The organism is Lysobacter xanthus (assembly GCF_047159895.1).
This window is the reverse complement of sequence record NZ_BAAGAB020000114.1, coordinates 1-4,008: the sequence shown is the minus strand read 5'-3', so window position 1 is coordinate 4,008 and position 4,008 is coordinate 1. Positions and strand designations below refer to the sequence as shown.

Annotated in this window: 4 protein-coding genes; 1 reads left to right on the top strand and 3 read right to left on the bottom strand. The window is 70.1% G+C overall.

Going from position 1 to position 4,008, the window contains the following annotated elements; all coding sequences use genetic code 11:
- The coding region (metH, locus tag ACY35P_RS15045; RefSeq protein WP_462116648.1) for a methionine synthase at positions 1 to 2,746 on the top strand (2,746 nt) is incomplete at its 5' end.
- A 4-nt stretch (positions 2,747 to 2,750) separates the two neighbouring features.
- On the opposite strand, the gene ACY35P_RS15040 is transcribed toward metH, so the two are convergent.
- The 3 genes from ACY35P_RS15040 to ACY35P_RS15030 all read right to left on the bottom strand — a co-directional run.
- Positions 2,751 to 3,383 (bottom strand): DUF2058 domain-containing protein, encoded by a 633-nt coding sequence (locus ACY35P_RS15040; RefSeq protein WP_462116647.1) that lies wholly within the window; start codon positions 3,381 to 3,383, stop codon positions 2,751 to 2,753.
- Between the two features lie 9 nt (positions 3,384 to 3,392).
- Positions 3,393 to 3,623, bottom strand: coding sequence for a SlyX family protein (locus ACY35P_RS15035; RefSeq protein WP_462116646.1), 231 nt, complete (start codon positions 3,621 to 3,623; stop codon positions 3,393 to 3,395).
- Positions 3,620 to 4,008 (bottom strand): UDP binding domain-containing protein (locus ACY35P_RS15030; protein ID WP_462116645.1); only part of this gene is annotated, 389 nt, incomplete at its 5' end. The genes ACY35P_RS15030 and ACY35P_RS15035, both read right to left, overlap by 4 nt.

Sequence of the window (4,008 nt, the reverse complement as noted above, 5' to 3'; positions counted from 1 at the left end):
GACCCCCCCCCCCCCCCGCCACACCCGCCTCGCCGGCCTCGAGCCGCTCGTGATCACGCCGCAGACGAACTTCGTCAACGTGGGCGAGCGCACGAACGTCACCGGGTCGGCGCAGTTCAAGAAGCTGATCCTCGAAGGCCGGTTCGACGAGGCGATCGTGGTCGCGCGCCAGCAGGTCGAGAACGGCGCGCAGGTGATCGACGTCAACATGGACGAGGGCATGCTCGACTCCGAGAAGGCGATGGTCGAGTTCCTCAACCTGATGTCAGCCGAGCCCGACATCGCGCGCGTTCCGGTGATGGTGGACAGCTCGAAGTGGACCGTGATCGAGGCCGGCCTGAAGTGCCTGCAGGGCAAGGGCATCGTCAATTCGATCTCGCTGAAGGAAGGCGAGGCCGAGTTCCTGCGGCAGGCGCGACTGGTGAGGCGCTACGGCGCCGCGGTCGTGGTGATGGCGTTCGACGAACAGGGCCAGGCGGACACGCTGGAGCGCAAGGTCGAGATCAGCAGCCGCGCCTACCGCCTGCTGACCGACGAGGTCGGCTTCCCGCCCGAGGACATCATCTTCGACCCCAACGTGTTCGCGATCGCGACCGGCATCGAGGAGCACGACGGCTACGCGGTCGCCTTCATCGAAGCAACCCGCGAGCTGAAGCGCCGTTTTCCCGACTGCCACGTCTCCGGCGGCGTCTCGAACGTCTCGTTCTCCTTCCGCGGCAACGAACCCGTGCGCCAGGCGATCCACGTTGTGTTCCTGTACCACGCGATCCGCGCGGGCATGGACATGGGCATCGTCAACGCGGGTGCCCTGCCCCTCTACGACGACCTGAACGCGGACCTGCGCGAACGCGTCGAGGACGTCGTGCTCAACCGGCGCCGCGACGGCACCGAGCGCCTGCTCGAGATCGCTGACCGCTACAAGGGAAAGAAAGGCGAGAAGCGGGTCGAGGATCTGCGCTGGCGCGAGAAGCCGGTCCGCGAACGTCTGGCGCATGCGCTGGTACACGGGCTCGACGCCTGGGTCGAGGCCGACACCGAGGAAGCACGCGCACAGGCGCTGCGTCCGCTCGACGTGATCGAAGGCCCGCTGATGGAGGGCATGAACCTGGTCGGCGACCTGTTCGGCGCCGGCAAGATGTTCCTGCCGCAGGTGGTGAAGTCGGCGCGCGTGATGAAGAAGGCCGTCGCCTACCTGCTGCCCTACATCGAGGCGGAGAAGCTGCGTACCGGGGACACCGGGCGCTCGAACGGCAAGATCGTGCTCGCGACGGTCAAGGGTGACGTGCACGACATCGGCAAGAACATCGTCGGCGTCGTGCTCGCCTGCAACAACTTCGAGGTCATCGACCTCGGCGTCATGGTGCCGGCGCAGGTCATCCTGGATCGTGCAAAGGCGGAGAACGCCGACCTCGTCGGCCTGTCGGGGCTGATCACGCCGTCGCTCGAGGAGATGAGCCACGTCGCGCGCGAGATGCAGCGCCAGGGCCTCGACATGCCGCTGCTGATCGGTGGCGCGACCACCTCGCGCGCGCACACCGCGCTGAAGATCGATCCGCATTACCGGCAGCCGACGGTCTGGGTGAAGGACGCCTCGCGCGCGGTCGGCGTCGCGCAGTCGCTGATCTCGGTCGAGCTGCGGGCGCCGTTCGTCGCCGCCAACCAGGCCGATTACGCGGAGATCCGCGAGCGCCATCGCAAGCGGGGCGACGGCAAGCGGCTGGTCGCGCTCGATGCGGCGCGTGCACAGCGCTTCGACGGCGGTTGGACGGACTACGCGCCTCCGCGCCCGGTGTCGTCGGGGCTGCACGTCGTCGACGATTGGCCGCTCGAGGACCTGCTGCCGTTCGTCGACTGGTCGCCGTTCTTCAACACCTGGGAACTCGCGGGACGCTATCCCGAGATCCTCGACGACGCGGTGGTGGGCGCGCAGGCCCGCGAGCTGCATCGCGACGCGCTGGCGATGCTCGACCGCATCGTCGCCGAGCGCTGGCTACGGGCAAAGGCCGTGTTCGGCCTGTGGCCGGCGCAATCGGTCGGCGACGACGTCGACGTGCGCCTGGAGGCCGGCTGCGGCCCTGCGTTCGCGGGCGTGCGCCGCGCGGCGCCACCCGCCGACGTGCTCGACCGCACGGTGCGGCTGCACTTCCTCCGCCAGCAGGTGGACAAGCCGGTCGAGCGCCCGGATTTCTGCCTCGCGGATTTCGTCGCGCCGGCCGGTGGGCCGCCGGACTGGATGGGCGCGTTCGCCGTGACCGCAGGGCTCGGGATCGAGCCGCACGTCGCGCGGTTCGAGGCGCAGCACGACGACTACAACGCGATCCTGCTGAAGTCGCTTGCCGACCGGCTCGCCGAGGCACTCGCCGAGCGCCTGCACCAGCGCGTGCGCCGCGAGTTCTGGGGCTACGCGCCGGACGAAGCGCTGGACGGCGATGCGCTGATCGCCGAGCGCTATCGCGGCATCCGGCCGGCGCCCGGCTACCCCGCCTGCCCGGACCACAGCGAGAAGTCGACGCTGTTCCGCCTGCTCGACGCCACCGCGCACGCCGGCGTCGAACTCACGGAGAGCTTCGCGATGTACCCGGCATCGTCCGTCTCCGGCTACTACCTGAGCCATCCGGGCAGCCAGTATTTCGTCGTCGGCCGCGTCTCGCGCGAGCAGGTGGCCGACTACGCGAAGCGCCGCGGCGTCGAGGTCGCCGAGGTCGAGCGCTGGCTCGCCTCGAACCTCGACTACGACCCGGAATGACCCGTCACCACACCAGGTCGTCGGGCACCTGGTAACGCGGGTCGCTGTACGGGTCGTCCCCCGGCGCGGCATTCGGATCGACCCGCAGCGCGACCGCCTGCGGGAAGATGCGTTCGGCCTCGTCCAGCGTCGCGAGCGTCACGAGCGCGTAGCGACCGTCGAGCTGCACCACGCCGAGCTCGCCGGCGTTCAGCGCACGCAGCTGATCCGCGGTGACGTAGACCCGCTTGATCTTGCCGCCGTATGGGAAGTGCCGCGCGATGTCGGCGTCCTTCTCGTTGAGCGTCTTGTCCTTGAGGAACTCGCCGAGCCGCGCGCGCGCTTCGCGGCGCTGGCGCGCTTCTTCCTGGCGCGCGGCCTCGGCGGCGATGCGCTCGTCCTTCTCCTTCTGCGCGCGGATCGCGTACGCCTTGGCGAGGTCGATTTCCTCCCGGCTGCGGCGATCGCGCGGCGCCCCGGGCTTCGGCGGACGCGGCCGGTCCTTGCCGCCACGCGGCGCGGCATCGGCCCGCGGCGCGCCGCCGGGCTTGCGGCCGTCGCGGCGGTCCGGACGCGCATCGCGTTTTTCGGGGCGTGGAGCGGCAGGCGCGGGCTTGAAGCCGAGGCCGAGTAGCTGGTCGCGAAGGGTGTCGCTCATGGGCCGGGCTCAGTAATGCGGCGGCGGCGGCTCGAGCGCCGCGTCGCCGGTAAGGTCGGTGGCGAGGCCACTGCGGATCTGACGCAACTCGTCGAGCGCGCGATGCAGCTGCAGCAGCAGCCGGCCGTTCTCCGCGCGCAGCTCGGCGACTGCGTCGCTCAGTTCGACGTGCGCATGCTCCTGGAACGCGAGGCGCGTCTCCAGCTCGACGAGCCGGTCCTCGAGGCCGGCGTCCGTCATGCGAACACCGAACGGCCGCGACCGATGCCGTAGTACGCCAGGCCGGCAGCTTCCACTTCGTCCGGGTGGTAGATGTTGCGGCCGTCGAACAGCACCGCATCGCGCAGCGACGCTCGCAGACGCGTGAAGTCGGGGCTGCGGAACGGCTTCCACTCGGTCACGACGAACAGCGCATCGGCGTCCACGAGCGCGGCGTTCGCGCTGTCGCAGAGCACGAGGTCGTCGCGGTCGCCGAAGATGTGCTGCGCCTCGTCGCCGGCCTCCGGGTCGAACGCGCGCACGCGCGCGCCCGCGTCCCACAACAGCTGCAGCTCCGGGCCGATCGTCGCGGCGATCGTGTCCCCGATCTCCTTGTTGGACGGCCAGATGTCGCGCAGGTAGACCG

Bases quoted from the DNA above. Each gene is read 5' to 3' on its own strand.
- ACY35P_RS15035 (WP_462116646.1), bottom strand. From the start codon at position 3,623: ATGACGGACGCCGGCCTCGAGGACCGGCTCGTCGAGCTGGAGACGCGC.
- ACY35P_RS15040 (WP_462116647.1), bottom strand. From the start codon at position 3,383: ATGAGCGACACCCTTCGCGACCAGCTACTCGGCCTCGGCTTCAAGCCC.